The sequence below is a fragment of the Tenacibaculum salmonis genome, assembly GCF_041053065.1.
Lineage (GTDB): Bacteria > Bacteroidota > Bacteroidia > Flavobacteriales > Flavobacteriaceae > Polaribacter > Polaribacter pacificus_A.
Map to the genome: position 1 here is coordinate 1960789 of NZ_JBFCVV010000001.1, position 26054 is coordinate 1986842.

General features: G+C 28.1%; 25 protein-coding genes. 7 read left to right on the top strand and 18 right to left on the bottom strand.

Annotated features, from left to right (window positions below; translation table 11 throughout):
- Nucleotides 1-1428 carry a pyruvate kinase gene (gene pyk / locus AB0T67_RS08610; protein ID WP_369219964.1) on the top strand — a complete coding sequence of 476 codons (1428 nt, stop codon included), beginning with the start codon at nt 1-3 and terminating at the stop codon, nt 1426-1428.
- 57 nt (nt 1429-1485) lie between these two features.
- On the opposite strand, the gene AB0T67_RS08615 is transcribed toward pyk, so the two are convergent.
- Nucleotides 1486-1836, bottom strand: a complete 351-nt coding sequence (locus tag AB0T67_RS08615; protein ID WP_369219965.1) for a hypothetical protein — start codon at nt 1834-1836, stop codon at nt 1486-1488.
- 187 nt (nt 1837-2023) lie between these two features.
- On the opposite strand from AB0T67_RS08615, the gene AB0T67_RS08620 reads away from it, so the two are divergent.
- A complete protein-coding gene (locus AB0T67_RS08620; protein WP_369219966.1) occupies nt 2024-2362 on the top strand; it encodes a single-stranded DNA-binding protein in 339 nt (112 codons plus the stop codon).
- Nucleotides 2363-2537: 175 nt separating this feature from the next.
- Nucleotides 2538-3392 (top strand): YitT family protein, encoded by an 855-nt coding sequence (locus tag AB0T67_RS08625; RefSeq protein ID WP_369219967.1) that lies wholly within the window; start codon nt 2538-2540, stop codon nt 3390-3392.
- A gap of 234 nt (nt 3393-3626) precedes the next feature.
- Here the strand turns inward: AB0T67_RS08625 and AB0T67_RS08630 are convergent, their stop codons facing one another.
- The 3 genes from AB0T67_RS08630 to metG form a co-directional block, all read right to left on the bottom strand.
- A complete protein-coding gene (locus tag AB0T67_RS08630) occupies nt 3627-5750 on the bottom strand; it encodes a Tex family protein (protein ID WP_369219968.1) in 2124 nt (707 codons plus the stop codon).
- 84 nt (nt 5751-5834) lie between these two features.
- Nucleotides 5835-7292 (bottom strand): hypothetical protein, encoded by a 1458-nt coding sequence (locus AB0T67_RS08635; protein WP_369219969.1) that lies wholly within the window; start codon nt 7290-7292, stop codon nt 5835-5837.
- A 70-nt stretch (nt 7293-7362) separates the two neighbouring features.
- Entirely contained in the window at nt 7363-9417 is a 2055-nt protein-coding gene (metG, locus tag AB0T67_RS08640) for a methionine--tRNA ligase (RefSeq protein WP_369219970.1), read from the bottom strand.
- A 192-nt stretch (nt 9418-9609) separates the two neighbouring features.
- Between metG and AB0T67_RS08645 the strand changes: the two genes are divergently transcribed.
- The gene (locus AB0T67_RS08645) at nt 9610-10521 is read left to right on the top strand and encodes a S66 peptidase family protein (RefSeq protein WP_369219971.1); all 912 of its coding nucleotides are present in this window, start codon (nt 9610-9612) and stop codon (nt 10519-10521) included.
- The gene (locus AB0T67_RS08650) at nt 10521-10880 is read left to right on the top strand and encodes a YraN family protein (RefSeq protein WP_369219972.1); all 360 of its coding nucleotides are present in this window, start codon (nt 10521-10523) and stop codon (nt 10878-10880) included. Before AB0T67_RS08645 ends, AB0T67_RS08650 begins: the two co-directional genes overlap by 1 nt.
- Nucleotides 10881-10938: 58 nt before the next feature.
- On the opposite strand, the gene AB0T67_RS08655 is transcribed toward AB0T67_RS08650, so the two are convergent.
- Together AB0T67_RS08655 and AB0T67_RS08660 are read right to left on the bottom strand one after the other, a co-directional pair.
- Nucleotides 10939-12339 (bottom strand): redoxin domain-containing protein, encoded by a 1401-nt coding sequence (locus AB0T67_RS08655; protein ID WP_369219973.1) that lies wholly within the window; start codon nt 12337-12339, stop codon nt 10939-10941.
- 170 nt (nt 12340-12509) lie between these two features.
- Nucleotides 12510-12869 (bottom strand): hypothetical protein, encoded by a 360-nt coding sequence (locus tag AB0T67_RS08660; RefSeq protein WP_271230888.1) that lies wholly within the window; start codon nt 12867-12869, stop codon nt 12510-12512.
- A 129-nt stretch (nt 12870-12998) separates the two neighbouring features.
- Between AB0T67_RS08660 and AB0T67_RS08665 the strand changes: the two genes are divergently transcribed.
- The gene (locus AB0T67_RS08665; RefSeq protein ID WP_369219974.1) at nt 12999-13496 is read left to right on the top strand and encodes a CvpA family protein; all 498 of its coding nucleotides are present in this window, start codon (nt 12999-13001) and stop codon (nt 13494-13496) included.
- A 65-nt stretch (nt 13497-13561) separates the two neighbouring features.
- Here AB0T67_RS08665 and AB0T67_RS08670 read toward each other — a convergent pair whose 3' ends face one another.
- The 12 genes from AB0T67_RS08670 to AB0T67_RS08725 all read right to left on the bottom strand — a co-directional run bounded on the left by AB0T67_RS08670 (nt 13562) and on the right by AB0T67_RS08725 (nt 25488).
- Nucleotides 13562-14197 carry a carbonic anhydrase family protein gene (locus tag AB0T67_RS08670; protein ID WP_369219975.1) on the bottom strand — a complete coding sequence of 212 codons (636 nt, stop codon included), beginning with the start codon at nt 14195-14197 and terminating at the stop codon, nt 13562-13564.
- Nucleotides 14198-14289: 92 nt separating this feature from the next.
- A complete protein-coding gene (locus AB0T67_RS08675; protein WP_369219976.1) occupies nt 14290-15849 on the bottom strand; it encodes a SulP family inorganic anion transporter in 1560 nt (519 codons plus the stop codon).
- A gap of 66 nt (nt 15850-15915) precedes the next feature.
- Nucleotides 15916-16215, bottom strand: coding sequence for a hypothetical protein (locus tag AB0T67_RS08680; protein ID WP_369219977.1), 300 nt, complete (start codon nt 16213-16215; stop codon nt 15916-15918).
- Between the two features lie 60 nt (nt 16216-16275).
- Entirely contained in the window at nt 16276-17037 is a 762-nt protein-coding gene (locus tag AB0T67_RS08685; RefSeq protein WP_369219978.1) for a tetratricopeptide repeat protein, read from the bottom strand.
- The gene (locus AB0T67_RS08690; protein WP_369219979.1) at nt 17037-18797 is read right to left on the bottom strand and encodes a BatD family protein; all 1761 of its coding nucleotides are present in this window, start codon (nt 18795-18797) and stop codon (nt 17037-17039) included. The genes AB0T67_RS08685 and AB0T67_RS08690 overlap by 1 nt, the downstream gene beginning before the upstream one ends.
- A gap of 48 nt (nt 18798-18845) precedes the next feature.
- Nucleotides 18846-19694, bottom strand: a complete 849-nt coding sequence (locus AB0T67_RS08695) for a tetratricopeptide repeat protein (protein ID WP_369219980.1) — start codon at nt 19692-19694, stop codon at nt 18846-18848.
- A gap of 17 nt (nt 19695-19711) precedes the next feature.
- Nucleotides 19712-20755: a vWA domain-containing protein gene (locus AB0T67_RS08700; RefSeq protein ID WP_369219981.1), complete on the bottom strand. Its 1044-nt coding sequence runs from the start codon at nt 20753-20755 to the stop codon at nt 19712-19714.
- 2 nt (nt 20756-20757) lie between these two features.
- On the bottom strand, nt 20758-21765 hold the full coding sequence (locus AB0T67_RS08705) for a vWA domain-containing protein (protein WP_369219982.1): 1008 nt from the start codon (nt 21763-21765) through the stop codon (nt 20758-20760).
- On the bottom strand, nt 21752-22669 hold the full coding sequence (locus AB0T67_RS08710) for a BatD family protein (protein ID WP_369219983.1): 918 nt from the start codon (nt 22667-22669) through the stop codon (nt 21752-21754). Before AB0T67_RS08710 ends, AB0T67_RS08705 begins: the two co-directional genes overlap by 14 nt.
- 32 nt (nt 22670-22701) lie before the next feature.
- Nucleotides 22702-23565 carry a DUF58 domain-containing protein gene (locus AB0T67_RS08715; protein ID WP_369219984.1) on the bottom strand — a complete coding sequence of 288 codons (864 nt, stop codon included), beginning with the start codon at nt 23563-23565 and terminating at the stop codon, nt 22702-22704.
- A gap of 8 nt (nt 23566-23573) precedes the next feature.
- Complete coding sequence (locus AB0T67_RS08720) at nt 23574-24563, bottom strand: AAA family ATPase (protein ID WP_369219985.1); 990 nt, start codon at nt 24561-24563, stop codon at nt 23574-23576.
- Nucleotides 24564-24711: 148 nt separating this feature from the next.
- Complete coding sequence (locus AB0T67_RS08725; protein WP_369219986.1) at nt 24712-25488, bottom strand: UDP-2,3-diacylglucosamine diphosphatase; 777 nt, start codon at nt 25486-25488, stop codon at nt 24712-24714.
- 63 nt (nt 25489-25551) lie between these two features.
- Here AB0T67_RS08725 and AB0T67_RS08730 point away from each other — a divergent pair, with 63 nt between their 5' ends.
- Nucleotides 25552-26004: a nucleoside deaminase gene (locus AB0T67_RS08730; protein WP_369219987.1), complete on the top strand. Its 453-nt coding sequence runs from the start codon at nt 25552-25554 to the stop codon at nt 26002-26004.
- The last annotated feature ends 50 nt before the right edge of the window (nt 26005-26054 follow it).

Genomic DNA, 26054 nt, shown 5'->3' on the forward strand with positions numbered 1-26054 from the left:
ATGCCACACAACAAAAAAACAAAAATTGTAGCAACCTTAGGGCCTGCAATTAATACAAAAGAAATTTTAACTGAAATGGCAACTGCTGGAGTTAATGTTTTTAGAGTTAATTTTTCTCATGCTGATTATGATAACGTAAAAGAGCGTATTCGTGATATAAGAGAAATTAATGAAGAAAAAGGTTATAACCTAGCAATTTTAGCAGATTTACAAGGACCTAAGTTAAGAGTAGGACTTATGAATGATGATGTAGAGGTAAAAGAAGGTAATACTTTTACTTTTACTACTGAAGAATGCATAGGTACAAATGAAAAAGCTTTTATGACTTATCAACGTTTTCCTAAAGATGTAAAAGCAGGAGAGCAAATTTTAGTTGATGACGGTAAATTATTATTTGAAGTTATTTCTACAGATAAAAAAACAGAAGTAGTTACTAAAGTAATTGTAGGAGGAGAATTAAAATCTAAAAAAGGGGTTAATTTACCAAATACAAACATATCATTACCTGCATTAACAGAAAAAGATAAGCGTGATGTAACTTTTGCTTTAGAACAAGAAGTAGATTGGATTGCATTATCTTTTGTAAGAACTCCTGAAGATTTACGTATTTTACGTGATTTAATTAAGCAAAAATCAAGATATAGAGTTCCGGTAATTGCTAAAATTGAAAAACCTGAAGCTGTTGAAAATATTGATGCTTTAATTCCATATTGCGATGGATTAATGGTTGCTCGTGGAGATTTAGGTGTAGAAGTACCTATGCAAGATGTTCCTTTAATTCAAAAAATGTTAGTTAGAAGAGCAAAGCAAGCAAGGATTCCTGTAATTATTGCTACCCAAATGATGGAAACTATGATTGATAACGCTGTTCCAACAAGAGCAGAAGTTAATGACGTAGCAAATTCAATTATGGATGGAGCAGATGCTGTTATGCTTTCTGGTGAAACATCAGTAGGTAAACATCCTTTAAAAGTTATCAAAAAGATGACTGAAATTATTGAAAGTGTTGAGTATTCTAGCTTAATAAAAGTTCCACAAGAAGCACCACATATTCGTACTAATAGGTTTATCACAAAATCAGTATGTCATCACGCTGCTTTAATGGCTGATGATATGAAAGCTTCTGCTATTACAACTTTAACAAATAGTGGATATACAGCATTTCAAGTTTCTGCATGGCGACCAAAATCACATGTATTAGCTTTTTCATCTGAAAAAAGAATACTAGGTAAGTTAAATCTTTTATGGGGAGTTAGAGCTTTTTATTACGATAGAGATTTAAGTACTGATGATACACTTGAAGACATTAACGAAATAGCAAAAGAAAAAGGTTTTGTAAAAGCAGGTGATTTTATGATTAATTTATCATCAATGCCAGTAAAAGCAAAAGGTATGGTGAATACTTTACGTGTATCTCATATAGACTAAAAATTAAAAAACACTATAAAAAGCCTTTAATTATTAATAATTAAAGGCTTTTTTAGTTTAATCTTGTTTTACTAATAAATAAAGTTCAGTATCTAAAACCAAATATCCTTGGTCATATACATAGTAGTAGGTATTTCCTGTTTTGGTGGTGTATAATGAGGTAATAAATTTAAAGTCAAATCCTTTATCAAATAATTTACGTCTGCTAACTTTTGTTTTTCCTGATATATTTAAATCCGTAAGTATTTTATGATTTTTACGTAGCCGATTATTTGTATTTCTGATTAAATTTTTACTCTCTTTATTTACTTTATTATTATACGTATTTCGGCAATAATCAGAACAGAATTTTTTATCAATTCTTCCAATTAATTTTTCGTTACATTCTAAACATTTTTTATCATTCATAAGTTTTTTTTATCAGAATATATTATAAAATACTGATAACAAAAGTATTAAAAATAATTAAACATTTACATTCATTTACAAACGAAAACAAATGATTACTAACCGTTTGTAATTTACAATGTATTTCATCTTTGCAGTGTTAATTAATTTGAATAGTAATATTTAATTTAAAAGTAAAAAAAACAGGATGAACGGATTAAAAAATAAAGTGCAATTAATAGGGAATTTAGGTAATGACCCTGAAATTATTACTTTAGAAAGTGGTAAGAAATTAGCTAAATTTTCAATAGCAACTAATGAATCTTATAAAAATTCGGCAGGCGAAAAAATAACAGATACACAATGGCATAATTTAATAGCTTGGAACAGGACGGCAGAAATTATTGAAAAATATGTAACTAAAGGAAGAGAAGTAATGATTGAAGGTAGATTAACTTCACGATCTTATGAAAATTCGAAAGGTGAAAAAAGATATGTAACCGAAGTTGTGGTAAATGAGTTTTTGATGCTAGGTAGTAAATCCTAATTTTTGATATGTTAAAAATGAATAATTCGTAAAATAATAGGCTTTTTTAAATTGATATACTATGTAAATTTAGAGTTAAATATAACCTTATTTTGATGTTTTTAGATTAAAAACATCAGAAATACACTCTGTTTTTTTATATTAAGAGTACTTTTGTCACTTAAAATGGAATAAAATGAACGGGAAGAAACTTAAAAATGAGTTAAAAAATTACCTTTTTATACTTAGTGGTAGTTTAATTTTAGCAATTGGAGTAGTTGGTTTTTTAGCACCAAATAAAATTGCAACAGGAGGTACTTCGGGTTTATCAATTATTTTAAATTATATATCTAACATTCCGATAGGAATATTATTACTATTATTAAATGCTCCATTAATTTTAGTAGGGATAAAGTATATTGGAAAACGTTTTGCTTTTAGAACCATGATTTCTATTGCTTCATTAGCGACATATGTTGATTTATTTAGAGAGGTTATACAATTTCCTGTATTAAGTACAAACACATTATTATCAACAATTTATGGTGGAGCTTGTGTCGGTTTAGGTATTGGAATTATATTTAAAGGTGATGCTTCTGCAGGTGGAGGAGCTATTATTGCTCGTATTTTAAAAGATAAATACGATTTTAAACCAGGTACTGTAATTTTAACTTTAGATATATGTATCGTTCTTTTATCAGCACTTGTTTTTAAAGATTTAGAACTTGCTTTGTGGGCAATGCTAAGTATTTTTGTAGCAAGTAAATTTATCGATTTAGTAGTTACAGGACGTAAACAAAACAAAATTGTACATATTGCTTCGGATGATTTAGATGCGCTAAACATGGTAATTGCCTCTAAAATGGGGATTTCAGGAACTTTAATACAAGGGAATAACTTATCACAATCAAATCAAAGAAATATAATATTTTTATCGATAAATAAAAATAGAATTATGACGCTTAAAAATCTTGTTGAAAAGCATGATCCAAAGGCGTATATGATTGTTTTAGAAGCTACCGAATTATTAGGTTCTTCAACTATAAAGTAAATTATAATGTTTTTTTGACATAAAAAAATACCCGAAAATTTAAACGTTTTTGGGTATTTTTATTTGATAACTTATGATTTTAAAATTATCTAATAATTTAAAAATGTGTACAAATTTCTAGCCCCGATTGTAGCATTTGTTTGAGCTCTTTTTTTGATTTTTCTTCAAAAAAAAGCGAGTGCGGAAAGCGGGAAATTGCTTCTAATAATTATTTGTTTTATCCTTAAAAAAATATTAGAAATTCATAGAAAGTTGAATGCGTTTTCTTGTTACATCGATCTCTAAAACCTTTACTTGTAAATGCTGATTTAAAGTAACATGTTCATTTATATCTTTCACAAAAGTATTTGAAAGATTAGAAACATGAACTAAACCACTTTCTTTAATTCCGATATCGACAAAACAACCAAAATTTGTAATATTATTGATAATTCCTGGAAGAATCATTCCTGTTTTTAAATCATCAATAGTTTTAACGTGTTCGTTAAAACTAAATTCTTTTGCTTTTTCTCGAGGATCTAATCCTGGTTTTTCTAATTCTTTTACAATATCCTGAAGGGTAGGTAATCCGTAAGAATCGGTAACATATTGTTGTAATTTTAATTGTTTTAAAACTGAGTTATTTCCTATTAAATCGATAATTTTATTACCAGAATCTTTTGCCATTTGCTTAACTAAGGCGTAACGTTCGGGATGTACAGCCGAATTATCTAAAGGGTTATCGCCATTTTTAATACGTAAAAAACCTGCGGATTGTTCAAATGCTTTTCCGCCTAAACGAGGTACTTTTTTTATGGCAGTTCTATTTTTAAAAGCACCATTTTCATTTCGATAATTTACAATATTTTCGGCTAGTTTAATTCCAATTCCCGAAACAGCGCTTAACAACGAAACACTCGCTGTATTTATATTTACACCGACTTTATTGACACAATGTTCAACAATATTATCTAATGATTTTTTTAGTTTTCCTTGTTCTACATCATGTTGATATTGTCCTACACCAATCGATTTTGCATCAATTTTAACTAATTCCGCAAGCGGATCAGCTAATCTACGACCAATAGAAATTGCACCACGAACGGTAACATCGTAATCAGGAAATTCATCTCTAGCAATTTTTGAAGCCGAATAAATAGATGCTCCAGCTTCACTAATAACAAAAACCGAAATATTATTTTTAAAAGATATTTTTTTGATAAACTGTTCCGTTTCTCTCGATGCAGTTCCGTTTCCAATTGCAATTGCTTCAATGTTATGTTTTTCAACTAAAGCATTTATTTTTTGAATAGCTTCATCAGATTTATGTTGCGGTGCATGTGGATAAATAGTTTCGTTTTGTAATAAATCGCCTTGTTTGTTTAAGCAAACTACTTTACAGCCCGACCTAAAACCTGGGTCAATTGCTAAAATTCGTTTTTCGCCTAACGGAGCACTTAATAAAAGTTGTTGTAAGTTTTTTGTAAACACAGTTATTGCACTTTCATCTGCTTTTTCTTTAGCAATTACCATTGCTTCATTTGTTAAAGCAGGCAACAATAAACGTTTATAAGCATCGGCAATAGCTAATTCAATTTGTTGACTACAATTATTTTGAGAACGAATAACACTATTTTCTATTTTTTGAATTGCTCTTTCGTTATCTATATCAATTTTTATTCTGATAAAACCTTCCTTTTCGGCACGAAGAATAGCTAAAAATCTATGAGAAGGAATTCTATTAAAACTTTCATTCCAATCAAAATAATCTTTAAATTTTTGTGCGTTTTCTTCTTCTTTTTTTGTTTTTACAACTTTAGTATTTATAACAGAAAAACGTGCTAATTCTTTACGAATATTATTTCGAACATCGGTGCGTTCATTTATCCATTCTGATATAATATGTCGAGCGCCTTCTAAAGCTTTTTCTTCGGATAAAACTTCTTTGTTTTTATATTTTGATGCAGTAAAATTTAAGTCATTTATACGCTGACTCATTATCATTTTTGCCAAAGGTTCTAATCCATTTTTACGAGCAGTTTCGGCTTTTGTTTTTCGTTTCTTTTTATAAGGAAGATAAATGTCTTCTAAAGCAGTAATATTTTCTGTTTTATCAATCTTATTTTTTAGTTGATCGGTTAAAGCACCTTGTTCTTCAATGGCTTTTAAAATTGCTTTTTTCCTTTTTTCTAGAGTTTCAAATGCTTCTTTTAATTCGACTATTAAACCGATTTCAACTTCATCTAAATTACCAGTTTTTTCTTTTCTGTAACGAGCAATAAAAGGAATAGTACAATCTTCATTTAATAATTCAATAGTACTTTGAATCGATTTTAAAGAAATTTGACAGCGAGAAATTATATAGTTTATGAGTTGCATAGCGTAGTTATTTGAAATAAAAAAACCTCACTTTTTAAAAGTGAGGTTACGAATATACTAAAATGACATTTTTTATGTATCGTATTAGTTTGTGAATTTTTTTAAAGTGTACGTTTTACCAAATGAATTACTATCTCCCTTAATAAAGTAATCTTTATACTTAAAAACTGTTGAAGCAGCTCTATTTGGGGTTTTAGATTTTTTAATTTTATCAAAAACATTTTTTTGAGTTTTAGCATCTTTTATGTGCTCAAGTTTCTGATTAAAAACACATTCTATTGTTGTTGATTTTGTATTTTCAAATGAATTATAAGCTAACATTGTTGGATTAAAAAATAATGTAGCACTACCAAAACTTGCCATTGCCACACCACCAAAACCACCCATCATCATTCCTCCTCCTGAAGCTTGCTTTACGTAACCCCCTACGGTAAACTGATAGTTGTTATCTTTATTCTTAATAATTGAGACACCTATTTTATCTGTAGTAATTTTTCGTAAAAACTGTTTCGTTTTTTCAAGCTCTCTATGATTATTATAATAACCTCCTTTTTGTATGATAGGAGAATTTTTAAAGTTTATTTGTTCGTCTTTAGCAACGGAATATTCTTTTATAAATTTACCAGTATTATAATTTAAAAGATACATAGAAAATACATCTTTAGTACCAGCAATAACAGCAATATAGTTATCATATAAAAAAGAATTTGTTTTCTTTTTTCTAGATTTAATATTCTCTAAAGGTTTATTAAATGTTTTTTTGATAAGCTCTTTTGTATCAATATTAATTGATATTACCTGAGTGAATTTTTTATGATGATCAAAAGTAATTACAATATTATTACCTCTGATATACATTTTTTTTGCTTCAGATACAGATTCAATTGAGTTCGGAGTGTCTTTTTCAATTTTTCTTAAAGCGGAATCATTTATAGTTACAAATCCAGTATTAGATTTTAACAATAAATCTGTTATTTTGGTTAAGTTATTTTTTTTATCAACAAGCATATTTCCATTTAAGTTAATCTCATTTTTTTTCGGATTTCCTTGTTGATCAAAACTATATAAGTATAATTTTCCAACGATGTTTGAAACAGTGAATAAATAAAATTTGTTTAAATGAGTAATAGTTTGAATAAATACTTCATCTTTTGGAAATACAAATTCATTCATTACTGTTTTTTTATCCGTAAAAGAAAAATTTGCTGAAGCGTATTTGTTTTTTTCTTTATTACTTAAAAAAATTCGATAATTATTTTCATTGATTGAACTACCTAAAAGAACTTTATACTTTCTTTTTTTAGTTTCTGAAGATAGTTCATCAGTAACTTTAAATTTATTATTTAATTTATAAGCATATATTTTTTTTGCATCTACAATAAACATTGCTATTTCATCATTTTCTTTATTAACAATTGGTATCACATCTTTAATATTCGTACCGTTTGTTTTTAGATGATTTTCAAAACTAGCAATTTTTTCTTGAGAAAATACAGCAGAAAAAATTAAGCAAATAACAAGTGATAAATAGATTTTTTTCATATTAATTTTTTGATTAAAAAAAACCTCACTTTTTAAAGTGAGGTTTCAAATATAGTAAAATGTTATTTTTTTAAGATATAAACTCTCCGTTTGTTACCTTTTCAGAAGGTTGTGAAAATGCAAGTTTACCATCAGGCGTATCAATCATTAAAATCATTCCTTGACTTTCTATTCCTTTTAATTTACGTGGTGCTAAATTACAAACTACAGAAACTTGTTGTCCAATAATATCTTCAGGTTTAAAACTTTCAGCAATACCCGAAACAATTGTTCTGGTATCAAGTCCAACATCAACAGTAAGTTTTAATAATTTCTTCGTTTTTGCTACTTTTTCGGCAGCAGTAATAGTTCCTACACGGATATCTATTTTTGTGAAATCATCAAATTCAATGGTTTCTTTTTGAGGCTCTAAAACTCTGTTTTCAGCTTCGTTTGCTTTTTTAGTAGCTTCTAATTTTGCTAATTGTTTTTCAATTTCAGCATCTTCAATTTTAGAAAATAATAATTCTGCTTCGTTAATTTGATGATTATCTGAAATTAAAACTTCTTTTTCTGATACATCATTCCAAGTTAAAGCGGTATCAATATTTAAAATTGATTTTAATTTTGTTGAAGTAAAAGGTAAAAAAGGTTCTGATAAAATAGCTAATCCCGCAGCAATTTGTAAAGCTACATTCATAATTGTTTTAGTGCGTTCTGCATCAACCTTAATCATTTTCCAAGGCTCTTCATCGGCTAAATATTTATTACCTAAACGCGCTAAATTCATTAATTCTTGAGATGCTTCTCTAAAACGGTAACGCTCAATTGATTTGGCAATTACATTCGGAAACTCTTTTAAAGTCGCTAAAGTATCTTCATCAACTTCTGATAAATCACCTGCAACAGGTACTTTTCCTTCGTAATATTTGTTAGTTAAAACAACTACACGGTTTATAAAGTTTCCGAAGATAGCGACTAACTCATTATTATTTTTTGCTTGAAAATCTTTCCAAGTAAAATCGTTATCTTTACTTTCAGGAGCGTTTGCCGTTAAAGTGTAACGTAAAACATCTTGCTGATTAGGAAAATCTTCTAAATATTCATGCAACCAAACTGCCCAATTTTTAGATGTTGATAATTTATTACTTTCTAAATTTAAAAATTCGTTGGCAGGTACATTTTCAGGTAAAATATAATCTCCATGCGCTTTTAACATCGATGGAAAAATAAGACAGTGAAATACAATATTATCTTTTCCGATAAAGTGTACTAATTTAGTATCATCTTTTTTCCAATAATCTTCCCAGTTTTTTCCTTCACGTTCTGCCCATTCTTTGGTTGATGAAATATATCCGATAGGCGCATCAAACCAAACATATAATACTTTTCCGTCAGCTCCTTCAGCAGGAACAGGAATTCCCCAATCTAAATCACGAGTTACAGCTCTAGGGCGTAATCCGTCATCAATCCAAGATTTACATTGCCCTAAAACGTTTGGTTTCCAATCGCTTTTATGATTTTCTAAAATCCATTTACGTAAAAAATCTTCGTGTTTATCTAAAGGTAAAAACCAGTGTTTTGTTTCTTTTAAAGAAGGAACATTTCCTGTAATTGCCGATTTAGGATTGATTAAATCTGTTGCATTATGACTTGTTCCACATTTTTCACATTGATCTCCGTAACTTTCTTCGTTACCACATTTTGGGCAAGTTCCAACTACAAAACGATCAGCTAAATATTGATTAGCTTCAGCATCGTATAATTGTTCTGTAACTTCTTCAATAAATTCTCCATCATTATATAATTTTGTAAAAAATTCAGAAGCTGTTTTATGATGAATTTCAGAAGATGTACGAGAATAATTATCAAAAGAAATACCAAAATCAACAAATGATTTTTTAATAATTCCGTGATATTTATCAATAATATGTTGTGGTGTAACACCTTCTTTTTTTGCACGCATTGGTATTGCTACACCATGCTCATCAGATCCGCAAATAAAAGCAACATCTTTTCCTTTTCCACGTAAAAAACGTGAGTAAATATCTCCAGGAACATATACACCTGCTAAATGTCCAATATGTATAGGACCGTTTGTATAAGGTAATGCCGCTGTAATTGTATATCTTTTTGGTGTAGTCATTTTTCTGTGCTAAAATTAAAGCGCAAAAGTACGAAAAAGCAATTTTTTAAACTGTTATAAAATAGGTACATTTACATAGATTATACTTTTTAATTGAACCACATTGATAAATAACACACTATTTTGAAGCAAATTTTAGCAATACTATCTTTTTTACTAACCGTATCTATAGCTTTTTCACAAACATCAACTATGAATTTAATAACGCCGTCATCTTTACAAAAAGGCGACACAATTGCAATAATTGCTCCAGCAGGAATTTTAAAAAACAGAAAACATATTATTGATAAAGCGAAAAAACTTGCCCAAAGTTGGGGATTAAAAGTTGTTTACGGAAAACATATGTTTAATCAATCTCATCATTTTGCAGGAACAGATGAACAACGTTGTCAAGATTTTCAAGATGCTTTAGATAATCCGAATATAAAAGCTATTTGGTCGGCTCGTGGCGGTTATGGTTCTGTCAGAATATTAGATAAATTAGATTTTTCTAAATTTATTGAAAATCCTAAATGGGTTATTGGTTATTCTGATATCACAGCATTTCATAATCATATTCATAATTTAGGCGTAGAAACTATTCACGGAATAATGGGAACAAGTTTACAAGATAAACCCGAAGTTATTGCAAAAAGTATCGCATCGCTTAAAAAAATCTTGTTAGGAGAATCTCTTTCTTATAAGATTTCGGCATCAAAATACAATCAATTAGGCAGTTTTAAAGGAGAATTAGTTGGTGGTAATATTGCTATTTTAGCATCGATGTTAGGGTCGGATAGTCAAATATCAACAGAAAATAAAGTGTTATTTATTGAAGAAATAGGGGAGTACAAATATTCGATTGATAGAATGTTACAAAGTTTAAAACGTGCAGGATATTTTACAAAAGTAAGTGGTGTTATTGTAGGTGATATGACTAAGGTTAAAAAAAATTCAACAGCTTGGGGAAGTTCTATCGAGCAATTAATTTTAGATGTAATTCCTAAAGATATTCCTGTTGTGTTTAATTTTCCTGCAGGTCATGAACCTGATAACAGAGCTTTAATTATGGGAAGAACTGTTGAAGTAAATAATGATAAAATAGTAACTGTAAAATTTAAGTAGTGGCACAACATAACGATCTTGGAGAAAAAGGTGAACAGTTAGCTATCGAATATTTACAAAACAAAGGATATATTATTGTTGAGAAAAATTATCGATTTAAAAAAGCTGAGGTTGATATTATCGCTCAAAAATTAGATACTTTAATTGTTATTGAGGTTAAAACAAGATCTAGTTCTTATTTTGGTAATCCGCAAGATTTTGTAAATCCGAAGAAAATAAAATTATTAGTCTATGCAATTGATAATTATATCAATCAAAAAGATTTAGATGTTGAGGTTCGTTTTGATATTATCGCAATTTTAAAAAATAAAGAAGGTTTTAATATTCATCATATAGAAGATGCATTTTTATATTTTTAAAACAAAAAAATCCTGATAAAATTTATCAGGATTTTTTTATTGTATGAAAAGTATTATTTTACTCTTCTTCAGATTCTTCTTCTTGAAGATTATCAAAATATTTTTTGACATCAGCTAAATCATTAGGTACAGCAATTATTTTTTTATCCTTATCTAAAACAAAATAAGATGGTGTAGCTAATAAATTATATTTCTGTATAGTTTCATTATCCCATTTATATTCAGGATGTGTTCCCATTGCATTATGCCAATACGGTAAGTTTATTACAAATTGGTCCCAATCATTAACTTTGTATTTTTCAACAGCAAAAGAAACCACAGATACTTTAGAATATTTTTGCATTATTGTATGTAATTCTGGAATATCTTTAACACAGTGAGGACAGGCAGTACTCCAAAATATTAATAAATATTTTTCACCATCATCTAAGGTCGATAACTTTAATTTTTTACCTTCTTCTTTCCATGAAAAATCAGGTGCTATTCTACCAATGGTAGCATTTAATAATTGTAATTTTTCTTTTTTAAATTCAGCATTAATTTCATCTTCTGGTAATTTATCATAGTATTTTTCAAATAACCAATCTACTGTTTCACCATCGCGTTTGTCAGCTAAAGAAGTAATTAAAAACTCTGTTACTGATTTTTTTAATTCAACACCAGAAAGTTTACCCATTACTTTAGTAATTGATTCTTTAAGTAATTTTTGTTGTAGTTTTTTATTTTCAGAATAGTTTAAGTAAAAAACGTAATCAGCAATACGATCTACTAAAAAAGAAGAGTTATATAAAGCATCATTTTTAAAATTTATATATTTAAAAAAATGATTTACAGTAGACGAAAGATATTCATCCATATTATCAATAGGACTTGATGGATTATAACGTTGTGATGCTTCTATAAAATTATTAACCAACATACCGTCTGATTTATTTTCATAAATATTTTGTACATCTTGAAGCTTCTTTACAGCTATTTTATAGGCTTTTTTATTTTCTTTATTTCCATTTTGAATATAATCAATTTGATTCTCATCAATTTTATTTTGTATTAAAGCATAAGCTTGCAAATATTCTATATATAATTTATTTTCTCTAGAAGCTGTAAAAACTACTGATTGATTTGGGTATTTAGGGTTAAATATAAACTCTATATTTTCTTTATTAAAATAGAAATCAACAAACCCAGCTCCTTTATTTCTATAAGTTGCTCTATAGGCACCAGGTTTTGTATCTTCAGGTAAAATAAATTCAAATTTACCTAATACTTGCTTTTCACCAGCAACAACAATTGTATTTAGTTTTATAGTAGTATTACTAATAAACTTAGGTTTAGCACCTTGTAATTTATGTAAATAGACCCAGTCACTTTTTTCAGGTGGCGTCATTGTACCTTTAATAGTATATTGAGCGCTAACTATTGAAGTGGCAAATATTAATAGCGACAGTAATTTTTTCATTAGTATATTTTAAAAAGTTGAATTAATATTTAAAACTAGTCATTTACTAACATCTATCCAAGAAGTGTACCACATTTTATTTTATTTTTCTTATTTTATGAAAATAGTGGTTGTCTTTTATTCTTAAAAAGATAATTTAGTATTGGTTAATAAAGTAGTTTTACAATGTTTTATACTTTAAAAAAATCAATTAATTCAAAGTAATTAACAATTGCTTCTTTTATTAAAACAGATTGTTCACCTGCTTTTAAACTTGGTAATTCTGTTAAGGTTTTGTAATGTGGCCAACCATCTTCGTCAAAGAAGTCAAATTCATAATATCCGTAAGGTTCTAAAAGTTTACATATTGCGATATGCATTAAGTTTACTTTTTCATCTTTTTTAAATAGTCTTTGTCCTTGCCCTAATTCTTGTACTCCAATTAAATAAATAACTGCATCGACATTTAACTCATCACCATCTGCAAATTGATCTGATAAATTTTTTATCACAAAATCCCATTTTTCCTTTAAGTTAACTTCTTTGGTCATCTATATTTTTTTGAATATACAAAGATACAACTGAGTTATGTATATTTGATATAGAATTTACACGTATAATAAATTTAAATATGTGTTGATCTTTTAAAATGATATTTTATAATCTTTATTTTTAAACATATGAATACTTTTGATATTATAATAGCAACACTTTTACTTTTTGGTTTTGTACGTGGAATTATGAAAGGGTTATTTGTTGAGGTAGCTTCTTTAGTAGCATTAATTGCAGGAGTTTATGGAGCCATGCATTTTTCTTATTTCATTTCTGATTGGTTAAAAGACAGTGTTACTTGGGATGAAAAATATGTTTCATTAACTGCCTTTGCTGCTACATTTGTTATAATTATAATAGTAATCGCTTTGTTAGGAAAAGTGTTAACTAAAATAGCTGATTTTGCTTCATTAGGTATTTTAAATAAAATATTGGGTGGTGTTTTTGGAGCTTTAAAAATTGGATTAATATTAAGTGTTGCTTTTATTTTCTTTGGAAAAATGAATGATACGCTTCCTTTTGTAAAGCAAGAAAATTTAGATGAATCTATTTTATATAAACCTGTTAAAAAAATAGCTCCTATGATTTTTCCTTCGATAATTAAGGATGATAAAACAGAAGAATAAAAAATAAACACATAAAAAAACCGAGATACTTATCTCGGTTTTTTTACTTTATAGATAGTTTTTTATTATAACATTGTTACTTTTCCTGTACTAATGTGGTAAACTCCACCAACAATTTTAATTTCTCCATCTTGTTCCATTTTATTTAAAATAGGACTTTTCTCTCTAATTCTTTCAATTGTTAATTGAACATTGTTTTCAATTGTTTTATTAACAAAATCGCTATTAGATGAATTATGATCTCCTGAAATTTCTTCTTCAGATTTTTTAACTGCAGGTTGAATATTATCTAACATTGATGTGATATTTCCTAGTTCTACATGATCACAGGCAGCTTTTACAGCTCCACAGCTTTCGTGTCCTAACACAAAAACTAATTTACTTCCTGCAACTTTACAAGAGTATTCCATACTTCCTAAAATGTCAGTGTTTTCAAAGTTTCCAGCAACTCTAGCAACAAAAACATCACCAATAGTTTGATCAAAAATTAATTCAACAGGAACTCTAGAATCGATACATGAAAGTACAATTGCTTTTGGGTGTTGTCCATCTGTTGTTTGTGTAATTAATGCTTTATGATCTATTGTATGAACTTCATCTCTAATAAAACGAGAATTTCCTTCAATAAAATCTTGTAACACAATCATTGGTGTTAATTTATCTTGTACATCTTTTGTTATTGCTTTATTTCTATGTGGCATATTTTTAGTTTTTAAAATCGTCTTTTATATTTTTTATTTAACATTTGTTAAAAAGAACAAGTGTTAAAATAATGCTTTTTTTAATATGTTTATTAAGCTGTTTTTTTAGTTCTTAAATTAAAAAATTCAATATAACTTGGAGGGTTTTCTACAACACCTCGTTCTGAAATTAATTGAATATCAATATTTCTTTCTTTTGCTTTAAAAGCAAAATCTTCTAAAATTTCAATAATATCATTATCTAAATACCTAGTTTTTCTTACATCTAATTCTAAATAAGCTTCTTCAGGTAAGTTATCTAATTCTTTTAAAATGGCACCTTTGTTAAAAAAAGTAACCTCTTCAGCTAATGTCATTTTAATTTTGTGTTTACCATTACTTTTATCTTCAATATGTAAAAAGTGTGAATTTTGAAAACTTTTAATTAAAATTACTACAATTCCTACCATTAATCCTAAAGCAATACCTACTAATAAATCAGCAAATACAATACCCATTACTGTAACAGTAAAAGGAATCCATTGTTTCCAACCTAATTGAAATATTTCTTTAAATACTGATGGTTTTGCTAATTTATAACCAACTATTAACAGTACTGCAGCTAAAACAGAAAGCGGAATTTTATTTAATAAAGTAGGAATTAAAATAACAGAAATTAATAATAAAAATCCATGAAGTATAGCTGATAATTTACTTTTACCACCAGATTGAACATTAGCGGAACTTCTTACAATAACTTGAGTAATAGGTAAACCACCTATAAGACCAGAAATTATGTTTCCTGTACCTTGAGCTAATAATTCTCTATTCGTTGGTGTTACATTTTTATCAGGATCTATTTTATCTGATGCTTCAACACAAAGTAATGTTTCTAAACTAGCAACTAAAGCAATAGTAAAAGCAGTAATCCAAACTTGTGGATTAGAAATTGCACTAAAATTAGGAAAAACAAATTGACCTAAAAATGAATTTAAACTATCTGGTACAGGTACACTTACTAAGTATTTTGTACTTATACCATATTTAGAGTTTTCGGTTGTAAAAAAATAATATAGTATACCTATAACAACAGCAACTAATGGACCTTGTATTATTTGAAAAATTTTTCCTTTTTTAGATAATACATTACTCCAAAGTAATAATATAGCTAAACTTATAATTCCTATTATTGTTGACCCTAAAGTAATATTATCAATAATATTAAAATTAAAAATAGCTGAAAAAGTGTTTTCACCAGAACTTTTAGTATAACCAAAGAAATGAGGTATTTGTTTTAAAATAATAATAATACCGATACCTGTTAACATCCCTTTAATTACTGATGATGGAAAATAATAACCAATAATTCCTGCTTTTAAAAAACCAAAAATTAATTGAATAACTCCTCCTAACACAACAGCAACTAAAAAGTTTTCATAACCTCCTAATGTGCCAATAGCTGTTAAAACAATTGCAGCTAATCCTGCAGCTGGTCCACTAACTCCTATTTTAGAGCCACTTAAAGCTCCTACTACAACTCCTCCAATAATTCCTGCAATTAATCCAGAAAAAAGTGGTGCTCCACTAGCTAAGGCAATACCTAAACATAAAGGAAGTGCGACAAAAAATACGACTACACTTGCTGGTAAATCGTTTTTAATACTTTTAAACATATGTACGTGATTTTTACCCTGAGTTTATATACTGAAGGTTTTTAATAAAAAATAATTATTATGATACTACAAAAGAGTAGGTAATTCTGGGGGAGGGGTACTAATTTTTAAATAAAGAGAAGTGTAATTTTTAGAGTAAAAAATTACATTTTTTCTTTTTTGAATCTTCTTAAAAAATATATTTACATCAAAATTTGAATATATTTTTAATTCTTTTAAACCTTCTTCAGTATTGGTTTCTTCTTCTTCAGTTAAATCGAAAAAATATGAAATATCCTGATTATCATCTATTAAAGTAATAATTGTAGGCGCAACAATTAGGCTCATGAATAATATTGAGAAAAAAAGTGCAATTTTTACTTTCAAGTATAATTTTTTTAGTTCACTGCAAATTTAAGAAAGCTTTATTAAATTTTTATTTTTTATTTAATAATTATTTAATCTTTTAATATCATTTGAAATAATCCAACCTATTTTACCATCAACTAATTTAATTTTATTCCAAGCATCAACAGTATCTAATATTTTTACTTTTGTACCTTCATGTAATGTGAAAATTTCATCAGCATCTTTTGTTGGTGCATTTTTTACATCAACTACTTCTGAAAAAATAATAGCCTCTATATTGTTTTTTGATTGATTACACTGTAAATAAGTAATACTTAAAGTGATAATTAATAATAAAAAGGAAATAGTACTAGTTATAAAAAATAATCTTTTTTTGTTCGGAGTGTATGAAAAATAATACAATATAAATAAAACACTAGCTAAAAAAGAAAGCAGAATTACAAATATAGCCCAAGTATTATAAGTGAATTTTTGCAATAAATTTTTATTTATCCTTTGAAGAAAAGTAAGTGGTAATTCTTCAATTCTATCTAAAGTTAAACGTTTTGCGATGATTAAATTATTCTGAGCATCTTCATTTAATGGATTTAATTGAATTGCTTTTTCATAATTATAAATAGAAGGCGCTATTTTGTTTAATTTATAATAGCTATTTGCTAAATTATAATACAATTCTGATGAAACATTTTCAGTTGTTTCAAGTTGTTTATATAATTTAATAGCTTTTGTGTATTTCCCTTCTTTATATAATGTATTTGCGTTTGCAAACAATTCATCAGTAGTTTGAGCCAATAAAATACTTGATATAAAAAACAATGTAAGTATAATAATTTGTTTCATTATAGTTGCTTGTCTAATTGAGTGATTATTTGTTTTGCATTTTCGTATTCTTCTTTCATCTGTACGTTTGTAATTGGCGTATATCTTGCTAAATCACAATTTTGTAATACTTCAATAAAACTTGTTATTGTTGCACTTTCAACTTGTCTTTCTTCTAGTAAATGAGTTATTTTTTCACTATTGATATCAGTTGTTTCTATACCTAGTTTTGCTTTTAAATAATTGTGTAAAGCTCTTTCTAATGATTCATAAAAAGCATCTTTATTTCCTAATTCATTTGCCGCTTCTGATAAATATTTTTTAGCTAGTTTATCTGCTTTTCGTAATTTATTTCCAACAATATCTCCATCTCGTTCTTCTTTTTTCTTTTGGATAAAAATACTAACAGGAATCGCTAATATTGGCAACAATAATAGAATATAAAAAAGTATAGACTTAAAAAAATCAAAATGTTTGAAAGATTCAAAGCTTGTTGAAGTTTGAATATATTTAAAATCATCTCCAGTAATTTTAACTTCTTGTTTATTTTCTGTGTTTAATTTTGGAGTAAGTAAGGTTTTTCCTTCTAAAACATCAACATATAAATCATTGGTCGTGATGGTTTTATAGGTTTTTTCCTTCGGATTAAAATAAGAAAAACTTGTTTTCGGGATTTTATACTTTCCTTTATATTCTGGAACTACGGTGTAAGTATCATAAACCGAACCTCTTAATCCGCTTGAAGTAACACTTACATTTTCTTTTCTTTCTGGTTGATAAACCTCAAGTTCTTTAGGAGTTTCTATCTTCGGAAGTTCAAATAATTTTAAATTTCCTTTACCACTAACACTTACTTTTATTTGAGAAGATTCATTAGCTTTTAAGTTATTTTTATTTAAAGCAACATTAAAACTAAATTCACCTACTGCACCCGTAAAATTTTCAGGTTTATTTTCAAGAGGTAAAGGTTTAGCGTTTACTACTTTTTTTGCAGAATAAAACTCTTTACGAACTTGTTTTGTAATTACGTTTCCAAAAAAATCAGCACGACCTGTAGGAACAGCTACTACAATATCCATTTTCATAGGATCTATGGTTAATTTTCCATCTTTTGTAGGTACTAATAAAGCTTTATGCATTACTGCATATCGATATCGTTCATTATTATATGTACCTATTTTGACAGGTGTTCCGTTTCTTTTAATTTCTTGATTCCAAAACCCATTATATTGTGGAGCTTTGGTTATTGCATTGTCATAAATACCTATATTTTCACTAAAATACAATCGATATTCAACATAAATAGCTTCACCAACATAAGGTTGAGATTTAGAAAGTTCGGCAACTAAATGTATATTTTGTTGTGCTATATAATTAGGGTCGTTAGGGTTTTTAGGAACTTCAACGGCACTTAATACAATAACTTTTATTGTGTTTGATTTTACTATTTTCCCATCTATTTCTATTGTTGCAGATGGTATATTATATTCTCCCTTTCGTTTTGGTTGAATAATATATGTATATGATTTTTTAAATGATACTTTACCATTTATCCAAGATTGACTAACCGATTGGCTAGGTCCTCCAACAACTTTAAAGTTTTTAAAGTTAGGAGGTGTAAAGTTATCGGCACCTTGTTTGGTAATGGTAAACTGGATACGTAAACGTTGATTAACACCTAATTTATTTTTGCTAACGCTTGCTTTTAATGCTGATTCTTGCGCATTAATAGTAAATGTTATAAAACAGATTAATAAAGATATATATAGTTTTAACTTCATATTCATTTTAAAAACGTAAAAATTAGTAAGGTTTTAAAAGTTGGAAAATTACCAATCTTTTTCTTGTTTTACTTTTTTTCCTTTCGATTTTTTCACATTCATTTTCTTTTGAGTCTTCTTCTCTTCATTATTTAAGCTTTCCAACAACTGTTTCATTTGCTGAGGAGACATTTTTGCCTGTTTAGGCTGTGGCTTTTGATCGTCTTTTTTCTGATTATCTTTTTTATTCTGATTCTTCTCTTGCTCTTTTTTATCTTTATCGTCGCCTTCTTTCTCCTTGTCTTTGTCCTTTTCTTTCTCTTTATTTTTATCGTCTTCTTTCTTATCTTTTTTATCTTTGTCGTCGCCTTTTTTGTCTTTATCTTTTTTATCCTTGTCTTTATTTTCTTTGTCGTCTTTCTTATCCTTATTGTCTTTGTTATCCTTTTTATCTTGCTGTTCTTTCTTTAATTTCTTTTTAGCAATAGCAAGGTTATAACGTGTTTCATCGTCATTCGGATTTTTACGTAAGGCATTTTTATAAGCATCAATAGCAGGTTGATACTGTTTTTGCTCCATCATAGCATTTCCTATATTATGATATGCTGCTGCTTTTGATAATTTATCAGTCGCTGTTTTTGTGGTAAGTTCAAATTGTTCTACTGCTTCTTTATATTTTTTTTGCTGATATAAAGTATTACCAAAATTATAACTTGCTTTATTGTACGTACTATTTTTATCTAATGCTTTACGATATAAAATACTAGCTTCATCAAACTTTTGCTTGTTGTAAAGCTTGTTTCCTTGGCGTAACAATGCCCTTGATTCTCGCTGTAATTTTAACGTGTCTATTTGTGCTGATATTTGTATTGTTATCAGTATAAATAATAAGAATAGTATATTTTTTGGTTGTTTCATTTTCTATAAAATTGCCGTTACGACTCTTTTTCGTTAAACAAATCTGCTTTTTTAACCCATTTTGTTTTTCTTTCGAAGAAAAATAAATCTATTATTAAAAATAATAACCCAATTCCTAAAAACCATTGAAACTGATCTTTATAATCAGAAAATTGTTTGGTTTCAAATTCACTTTTTTGAGCATTCGTTATAATTTTTTCGATAGCATTCACAGGATTTGACGTTTTATTTCCATCGATATATTTTCCTTCCGAAGCTTCGGCAATATCTTGTAAAACATCCGATTTTCTTTTGGTAATAACGGTTTGTCCTTGATTATCTTTTTTATACCCAATTAATACACCATTTCTTTTTATAGGAATTGGAGCTCCTTTTTCTGTTCCAACACCAATGGTATATACTTTTACGCCATCATTTGAAATATTTTGAGCAAGTTGTTTTGTTTCTTCTTGATGATCTTCACCATCAGAAATAATAATCAAAAAACGATTGGTTTGTTCATCATTATTATAATAGGTTTTAGCTAAGTTTAGTGCTTCATTAATTGCTGTTCCTTGGCTTGAAACCATATCAGGATTGGCATTTTGTAAAAACATTTTAGCTGATGCATGGTCTGTAGTAATTGGCAATAACGGATACGCATTTCCTGCATAAATAATAATACCAACTCTGTCGCTACCTAGTTTATCAATAATTTTTGAAATGATTTGTTTTGCTTTTTCTAATCGATTAGGAGCAATATCTTCAGCTAACATACTTTTAGAAACATCCAAAGCAAAAACCACATCAACACCTTCTCTTTTTACGGTTTTCAGTTTTGTTCCCATTTTAGGATTTACTAACGAAACAATTAAAAAAGAGATTCCTATTAAGAAGAAAATCAATTTTAAAACCGATTTAAAAGTTGATGAATTAGGGGCGATTTTAGCTAATATTTTAGCGTTTGCAAACTTTTTTTGAGTGCGTTTTTTCCACCATAAAACAAATAAGAAAACAATAATTAATATCGGAATAATTGCAAATAGCCAAAAATATATCGGTTCTTCTAATCTGTATAACATGTTTATATAAAACTTTTAAATAGTGTGTTTTTTAATAAAAATTCTAATAATAAAAAGATACCTGCAATAAATACGAATATTCTGTAATTTTCGGTATAATTATAATATTTAAATTCTTCTATTTTTGTTTTTTCAAGCTTATTTATTTCGCTATAAATGGCTTTTAATTTAGAGTTGTCGGTTGCTCTAAAATATTTACCATCTGTTTCTTTTGCTATATTTTTTAATAGCTTTTCGTCTATTTCTACTTGTTGATTTCTAAAAGAAATTTTTCCTGTTCTAGGGTCTTTTGCCCAAGGAAAAGGAGCCATTCCATTTGTACCAATACCAATTGTATATACTTTAATTCCGTTTCCTTTTGCCAGTTCGGTTGCGGTGTTTGGATCTACAAAACCAGCATTATTTACACCATCGGTTAAAAGAATAATCACTTTACTTTTAGCCTTACTTTCTTTTAATCGATTTACGGCAGAACCTAGGCCCATTCCAATAGCTGTTCCGCCATCTAATTGACCCCATTTTATTTCTGAAATTGTTCTTTTTACAATTCCTTTATCGCTAGTAATAGGTGTTTTAGTAAAACTTTCACCTGCATAAACTACAATTCCGATTCTGTCATTTGGTCTTTGATTAACAAAATCAATAGCTACTTTTTTCAGCGCTTCTAATCGATTTGGTTTTAAATCTTTTGCCAACATACTTGCAGATACATCAATTGCCATGACAATGTCAATTCCTTTATTCGATTTTGTTTTTTTACTAACTGCTACATTTCTAGGTCTTGCTAAACCAACTATTAAACAAGCTAATGCAAGTAATCTGAAAATATATAATAATGGTTTTAATTTTGGTAAAATCCCACCATTTATTTCAAATCCTTTTACACTTGAAATGGTTAATTGTGCGCTGTCTTTTTTTCTAGAATAAAAATTCCAAAAAGCTAATAAAGGTATCAATATTAGCAACCATAAAAATTCAGGATTATGAAACTCAAAGTTATTCCACTTCATCTTCTATTGCTTCTTTTTTAGGTTTTAAATTATCGATAATGCTTTTAGCATCTTTACGATCTTGTTCAATTTCATAATCCATTGGTTTTGATTTTGCAAACTTTACCAAATCAGATTCTTGTAATAATTTTTTTAATTTATAGATGGTTTCTTTATCTGTTTCAATCGATTTTATGTTGTTAAAATCATTTAAAACATCCATTAATTCATCAGTTGTAATTTCTAAAGCAGGTAATTTTAATTCTCTTTCAATATAACCTCTAACAATATTTGTTAGTTCACTATAATATTTTTTTGTTTGATTATTTTGCCACAATAATTTTTTATCTAAAGCTTGTAATTTTTCAATAGCTTCTTCATACGGAGGCAATAATGGAACAATAATTTCTTCTTTAATTTCTTTTTTCTTTCTGATAATAAAATAATAGAGTAGTGCTCCGATTAAAATAAGTAGTGCTATTACCCACCAAAAATACTGTTCAAAATCATTATATTGATATCCTTCAGTTTTGATTCCTTTGATAGGGAATTTTTGAGCTTTTGTAGTATCAATAGCAATTGTAGCTACGTTAACAAGTAAACTATCGGTTAAATAAGCTTGATTTTTAATGAAAATTTGTTGTTGCGGAATGTAAAAAGCTCCACTATCAAAACCTGTTAAAATATATTTTTGAATTATTTTATTATTGATTTTTTCAATTTTTAAAGAATCAACAACTTCTAATCCTTTTAAGTTTTCTAATTTAGGAATGATGACGTTTTCCGTTTCATTCACCGAAATTTTATATTGAAATTGTTCACCAATACGAATATTAGTAGTATCAATTTCAACCTGTATTTTGTCTGATTGTGAAAAACCAACGCAATATATCAGTAAGAATATGTAAAGTAATGTATTTCTCATTTTTTATGCTGTCAATTTAAAATAGGCAATGCTTATTTTCGTTTAAAATAGCCTAATAATTTTTTTACATAGCTTTCATCTACTCGAGTATTAATAGTACCTGAGCCACTTTTCTTAAAAGATGTTTCAAAATAATCGGCTAAACGTAAAGCATTTTCTTTGTATTGATTTCTAACAGATTTAGAACTTGTATTTACTAAATGAATATTTCCTGTTTCAGCATCTTGCATTGGAACCATTCCTAAATTAGGAATTTCTTCATCATGTTTATCATAAATTCTGATACCAGTTATATCGTGTTTTTTACCAACAAGTTTTAAAGTACGTTCATAATCATCATCCATAAAATCCGAAAGTAAAAAAACAATAGCTTTCTTTTTGGTGATGCTCGATAAAAACTTTAAAGCTTCGTCAATATTGGTTTGTTTGCTTTCTGGTTTAAATTCGATTAATTCTCGAATAATTCGCAATACATGACTTTTTCCTTTTTTAGGAGGAATATAAAGTTCCATTTTGTCAGAAAATAAAATCAAACCTACGTTATCGTTATTTTTGGTAGCAGAAAATGCTAGTGTTGCAGCAATTTCGGTAACGGTATCTTTTTTAAATTGCTCAGAAGTACCAAAATATTCAGAACCAGAAACATCAACAAGTAACATCATAGTTAGTTCACGTTCTTCTTCAAAAACTTTAATATGAGCTTCGTTATAACGTGCGGTAACATTCCAATCAATAGCTCTAATATCATCACCATATTGATATTGGCGTACTTCAGAAAAAGTCATACCACGCCCTTTAAAGGTTGAGTGGTATTCTCCTCCAAAAATATGATTAGACAACCTACGTGTCTTAATTTCTATTTTACGAACTTTTTTTAGTAATTCTTTAGTGTCCATATTTTTTATTAAGGCACTTGTACTTCATTAATTATAGCATCAATAATATCAAGCGAAGTAATATTTTCTGCTTCTGCTTCATAAGTAATTCCAACTCTATGACGTAATACATCGTGTACAATTGCACGAACATCTTCAGGAATTACATAACCTCTTCGTTTAATAAAAGCGTAACATTTAGCTGTTTTAGCTAAGTTGATACTTCCACGAGGCGAAGCTCCAAAACTAATTAATGGTTTTAATTTTTCTAAATTATATCTTTCAGGATAACGAGTTGCAAAAATAATATCTAAAATATATTTTTCAATTTTTTCATCCATGTATACTTCACTAGCTACTTTACGAGCTTTTAAAATATCTTCTACAGAAATTACAGGATTTACTTTTCCAAAACTTCCATTTAAATTTTGACGCATAATTAATTGTTCGTCTTCAATTTTTGGATAATCAATAACTGTTTTTAACATAAAACGGTCAATCTGAGCTTCAGGAAGTGTGTATGTTCCTTCTTGTTCTACGGGGTTTTGCGTTGCCATTACTAAAAATGGTTCTTGTAACTTAAAAGTTTCATCACCAATAGTAATTTGACGCTCTTGCATTGCTTCTAATAATGCAGATTGTACCTTAGCAGGCGCACGGTTAATTTCATCAGCTAATACAAAGTTGGCAAAAATGGGTCCTTTTTTAATGGTAAACTCATTTTGTTTTACGTTGTAAATCATTGTTCCTACAATATCGGCAGGTAATAAATCGGGTGTAAATTGAATACGACTAAAACTGCCTTGTACAGCTTTAGATAAAGTATTAATGGCAAGCGTTTTTGCTAAACCAGGTACTCCTTCTAATAAAATATGTCCGTTACCAAGAAGTCCTATAAGTAATCGTTCAATCATATGTTTTTGCCCAACAATGACTTTATTCATTTCATTTGTTAATACATCAACAAAGGCACTTTCTCTTTCGACCTTTTCATTAATAGCTCTTACATCTACATCCATAGTAATTGAAATATATTATAGTTTTATGTGAAACAAAGCTACAATAATAAGAAAATAACTGATGTTAAAGTATGGTTAAAGATAAAAAAACAGGGAATATTGTTATTTTTTTATACAATTAATAATATTTTAACAAGGATGTTTGTTTTTATTTATATTCTTTTAAAGATAACTTTTGCTTCTCAAAAATAGCGTAGGTAAAATATTTTACCCAATCACCAGTATTTAAATAGGTGCTTTTTTGACTTTTTTCTTCGGATACTTCAATTTCTAAAGGAAGATGACGATGACCAAAAACAAAATAATCGTAATGTTTTGTTTCTAGTTTTCGTTTACAATATTGAACTAACCACTCGTTGTCTTCACCTAAAAATTTAGCATCATCATCACCAGAAATAAGTTTGTTTTTAACAGACATATATTGTCCTAAACGAACCCCTAAATCAGGATGCAACCAACGAAACATAAATTTAAACAATGGAAAAGTAAACACTTTTTTCATCCTTTTATAACCTTTATCATGAGGTCCTAATCCATCTCCGTGACCTATTAAAAAAGTTTTTCCATCAAGATTAAATAGTTGCGGTTTATGATAAATAGGAATATTTAATTCTTTTTCAAAATAATCGGTCATCCATAAATCATGATTTCCTACAAAAAAATAAATAGGAATTCCGCTGTCTTTAATTTCGGCAAGTTTTCCTAAAACACGTACAAATCCTTTAGGAATTACAGTTTTATATTCAAACCAGAAATCAAATAAATCACCTAATAAAAAAATAGCTTCGGCATCTTCTTTTACTTCATTTAACCAACGGATAAATTTTTGTTCTCTAGGAAAACTTTTTTCAGTTGTTGGTGCACCTAAATGCTGATCGGAAGCAAAATAGATTTTTTTATTTTGAGTAGTATTTATAGAAATCAAAATTGTAGTTTTTGGTAAAAATAACTAATTTGAGCTACTTTTGTTAAAAATGCTTACAATACCATGGAAATAAATCCTTTTGATGATACTTACTTTATGAAAAAAGCTTTAGAAGAAGCTGAAATGGCTTTTGATAAAGGAGAAGTTCCTGTGGGTGCTATTATTGTTTTTAAAGATAAAATAATTGCTCGAGCACATAATTTAACCGAAATGTTAAATGATGTAACAGCACATGCAGAAATGCAAGCTTTTACCGCTGCTGCTGATTTTTTAGGCGGAAAATATTTAAAAGATTGTACTTTATATGTAACGCTTGAACCTTGTCAAATGTGTGCAGGTGCAAGTTATTGGGCGCAAATTGGTAAAATTGTGTACGGAGCTAGCGAACCTAAATTAGGTTATAGTGTATTACAAACGAAGTTGCATCCTAAAACTAAAATTATATCGGGGGTTTTACAAGAAGAATGTAGTTTTTTATTGAAGAAGTTTTTTATTGAAAAACGAAATTTGAATTAATCTTAAAAGATAAAATAATAGCTGTATTTCTAGCCCCGATTGAAGCAATT